3 protein-coding genes are annotated in these 3976 nt (G+C 70.7%); 1 reads left to right on the top strand and 2 read right to left on the bottom strand.

Annotated features, from left to right (window positions below):
• Positions 1 to 319: 319 nt before the first annotated feature.
• Entirely contained in the window at positions 320 to 586 is a 267-nt protein-coding gene (locus K6I33_RS32755) for a DUF397 domain-containing protein (RefSeq protein WP_229358272.1), read from the top strand.
• A gap of 49 nt (positions 587 to 635) precedes the next feature.
• On the opposite strand, the gene K6I33_RS32750 is transcribed toward K6I33_RS32755, so the two are convergent.
• Together K6I33_RS32750 and K6I33_RS32745 are read right to left on the bottom strand one after the other, a co-directional pair.
• Positions 636 to 2096: a PQQ-binding-like beta-propeller repeat protein gene (locus K6I33_RS32750; protein WP_229358270.1), complete on the bottom strand. Its 1461-nt coding sequence runs from the start codon at positions 2094 to 2096 to the stop codon at positions 636 to 638.
• Positions 2097 to 2140: 44 nt separating this feature from the next.
• Entirely contained in the window at positions 2141 to 3727 is a 1587-nt protein-coding gene (locus tag K6I33_RS32745; protein ID WP_229358268.1) for a PQQ-binding-like beta-propeller repeat protein, read from the bottom strand.
• Positions 3728 to 3976: the final 249 nt, after the last annotated feature.

Here is a 3976-nt window from a genome sequence, read left to right as displayed (position 1 = left end):
GCCCACTACCGCCCCCGCCGGTATCACCCCCGCCGGTATCACCCTCGCCGAACGCCGGTGGCGGTGGGCCGAAGCCCGGTGGCGCCGAGGAGCGTTGGCTGATGTCGGTGTCCCATATCTGCGGGGTGCGGACCGGCTCGTGCGGCGGCATGGGCGGTGGTGGCTGAGTCATGGAACGAATTCTTTCTGCACTTCGGAAACATCATCGATCGGGGGACTGGTGGCCGAAGTCCCGTCCCCGCACCCCCTCCGGTTGCTAGCGTCGGCGGCGGTGCCTCGCACCCATACCGTCGGCTGATCGGAAGAGGAGTCCCGCGCAGTGGCCACAGAAGAAGAGAAGGAAGCGCTGTACGCCATGGACATCTCGGGCGCCGAGTGGCTCAGTGCCCCGGGCGACACTTCCGAGGTGCGTGTGGAGATCGCGTATCTGGAGGGCGGTGCCGTCGGCATGCGGGCGTCCAACGACCCCGGCACGGTGCTGCGTTACACCGCGAGCGAGTGGGAGGCGTTCGTGCTGGGGGTGCGCGACGGGGAGTTCGACATCGACGTCGACGAGGAGGGCATCGAGGACGGCGGCAAGGAGTGAGTGCGGCGGTGGGGCGTGGCGTGAGTGCGGCACGCCCCACCGCGCCGCCTCACGCGTCCGGCGCGCTGATCGCCATGATCATGCCGTCCTGGTCGCTCCCGACTCCCCCGTCGACGACCAGGAGGAGCCGGCCGTTCACCAGGCGGGGGAAGGTCACCTTGGCCATCATCGACTCGTTCTTGCGGTCCTTTTCGGCGTCCGAGTGCTCGACCACGCGCGCGACCTTGCCGTCGGTGGTGGAGACGTAGTCGAGCCGGCCGCGGCGTTCGGCGGTCGCGGGGACGTACGTGGCCAGCTTGCCGTCGCGTACGGCGGTCGGCACGGTGACGCGGTTGGCGTCACTCTTGTAGGTCCAGCGTTCCTTGCCGGTGGTCAGGTCGTAGGCCATGGTCACGCCTTGGCCGGCGACGTAGAGGCTGTTGCTGCCCTTGTCGGCCAGCGCTCCCGTGCAGCCCGAGGTGGAGAGGAAGCAGGCGCCCAGTCGCCAGTAGCTGTTGTAGGCGACGCGCGCCTTCTCCTTGCCGGTCGCCGGGTCCAGTACGACGAAGTCGTACCGGCTGCTCTCACCGCCCATTCCGGGGGACTGGGAGAGGACGAGCGGGTCCGTCGAGATGACGGACACGAAGCCGTCATTGCGCTTGAGGGACGAGTTCCACTTCGGCTTGTCCAGCTTCTTGGGGTCGAGCGAGCGGAGCTTGATCTCGCTCGCCCCGCAGTAGGTGACGGCGATCAGCTGTTTGCCGCCCGCCGTGTCGGCCCATTCGCAGGCGTCCTGCTTCCGCTGGTCCACGCGCTTGCCGTCGGAGAGACGGCGGGTCTGCTCGCCGTCCTTCCAGGTCGTGTAGACGTGGCCGTCGTACAGGGCGAGCCTGGGGCCGGACTTGCCCCACTTCCGGGGGTCGAGGTTGTCGCCCGCCTCCTTCTCCTCCATGAGGAGCTCGTCCCAGACGCGGTGGCCGTCGCGCAGGTCGATGGCCTTGAGGTTCATGCAGTGGGTCCCGAACATGACGGCGATGACCGCCACGTCCCCCTCGGATTCCCGGGAGGCGGCGCAGAGCGAGCCGGTGAGGAGGAACGACCACTTCTTCTCACCGGTCCTGACGTCGTAGGCCGTGACGACATCCGGTTCGGCCTTGACGACGAGCGTCGAGGTGAACCAGGTGCCCAGGGCCTGCCGCATCCCCTCGTCGGGTTTCACGCGCGCCTCCGCCAGCCAGGCGACCGAGCCCGCGGCGGGGGCGTGGGCGGCGTCGTTCGCCCCCTTCGGCTTCGACGGCTCGCCGCCCGTGAACGACCACAGGGCCCAGCCGCCGGCGGCGAGCAGGAGGACGACCACCAGGCCGATGAGTGCGGCCGGTCTGCGCCATGGGGGCCGGCGGGGCGTGAAGTTCCCGCCGAGGCTGGAAACTGGTCGCGGGGCGGACGGGGTGGATACGGGGGACGATGTCATCGGGGGAAGTGGTGCCGACGACGGCTGGTGCGGATAGCCGTACTGGGGTGGCTGCGTCACTGACTTGGCTCCTGGATTCCGTTTCTCGTTCTGGCACGCACTCGTCAGTGGAAAGCCATCATCATCGTGCTGCGCAACAGGCTCTCGTTCGCGACCAGGTAGAAGCGGCCGTCGTGGAAATAGGCGCTTCCACTGCGGGCGATGGCGAATTCCTGCTCGTTGGACTCCTGGGGAAGCCGCATGAAGTCGGCGGCCTTGCCGTCGGCGGGGTCGAGGGAGAGCAGCTTTCCGCTCTCGTCCTTCGTCGCCTGCTGGTAGACGAGCAGACGCCCGTCCCGCATGGCCACGGGGCGGTTGCCCCGGTTGCCGCCCAGCGGGGCGGTCCAGCGCTTCTTGCCCGTGGCCAGGTCGATCGCGACGACGGCGTTGACGTTGACGCCGTCGGCGTTCATGTCGGCGCTCTTCGTGGGCAGGTAGACGGTGTCGCCGTCGACCACCGCGCCGCGGCAGCTCGTCAGGTCGCTCTTCCAGCAGTCGCTGAAGTCGTACGGTCCCGCCGAGATGGAGATCAGGCTCCGCAGGTGGCCCTTCTCGTCCAGGCTCACGAGGTCGGAGGGGTCGCTGTCGTTCTCCCTGCCCACCACCAGCAGCGCGGGTTCGACGGAGAGGACGTTCTGCACGGTGAGCCCGTCCGGGACCTTCCAGATCCACTTCTCCAGGTCGGACCTGGGCTGCGTCTTCATGACGAAGATCCGCCCGAAGGGCTGGCACTGGGCGAGGACGAGCTGGCGCGAGCGGTCGGCGACCGCGCCGTACTCCCGGCAGCCGAAGTCCCGGGGCTTCTTCCGTTCACCGTTCCCGACGGCGAAGACCTTGGGGGTGCCGCCCGTGTCCGCCACCGAGATGAGACCCCGGTCGATGCTGACGCTGGACCCGTCGTGGTTGCTGCTGAGGCCCCTGTCGTTGGTGAGTTCCTTCGACCAGAGGACGCGGCCGTGCTCCACGTCGACGGCCATCAGCATGTTGCAGTCGTACTGCTCCTTCCCGTGGATGACCGCGGCGACGCCGTCGACGGCCTTCGGGGATGCCTTGCAGGCGAAGCCGGGGACCGGGACGCTCCAGGCGGGCTTGCCCGTCTCGGCGTTGTACGCCGTCACCGCCTTGCTGGTGGTCATGATGGCGTTGCCCTTGGCGAACCACAGGGGGGCCATCTGCTTCAGCCCGTGCTCCTTGTCCGTGTCCGGCACCGGCGCCATCCAGTCCAGCTTGGCGTCGACGGCCTTGGCGGGCCCCTTCGCCTTCGGGGCAGGATCGTTTCCGCCCCGGCCCCACAGCAGCCAGCCGCCCGTCCCGGCGCCGGCGGCCAGCAGCAGCCCCAGCCCGATGGCCAGGGCCTTGCGGGCCTTGCCGCCCCCGCGCGGGCCGGCCGCACCGGCCGTCACCGTGGCCGCCGAGGCCATGGCCGCCGCGGCGGGTCCGAAGGGCTGGGGCGCCGGGCCGAAGCCGGACGCGCCCGACGGCCCGGCGGCCGGGGCGCCCGAGGGACCGGCGGACGGAGCGCCCGAGGGACCGGCCGGCGGTACGGCTCCCGGCGGCGCCGGCGGGGTGCCGGGCCGGTCGACACGGGTGGCGGCGCGGTCCTGCGGCGGCAGCTCCCCGCCGTGCGGGGGAAGAGGTGGTGGCTGAGTCATGGATTCCTATCTGCGGTGCACCGCCCCGCTCTCGGCGGACGGCGGCTGGTTGCGGCCCCGGCGGCGCTGCCGCCTCATGAGCCGGGCGGTGGTCAGGGCCCCACGCGCCCGCGGCGGCGGTTGCGGTCCCGTACGACGACGGCGGAGCCGGCGATCGCGGCGACCAGTGCGGCGGTGCCGCCCAGGGCGTAGGTGGCCAGGCGGGCCTGTCGCTCCCGCGCGGTCTCGCCCAGGGGGAGGGCCGCGGGT

Origin of the sequence: Streptomyces sp. UNOB3_S3 (genome assembly GCF_020740895.1) — a bacterium.
Taxonomy (GTDB): domain Bacteria; phylum Actinomycetota; class Actinomycetes; order Streptomycetales; family Streptomycetaceae; genus Streptomyces.
This window is presented reverse-complemented; position numbering and strand designations above follow the sequence as displayed.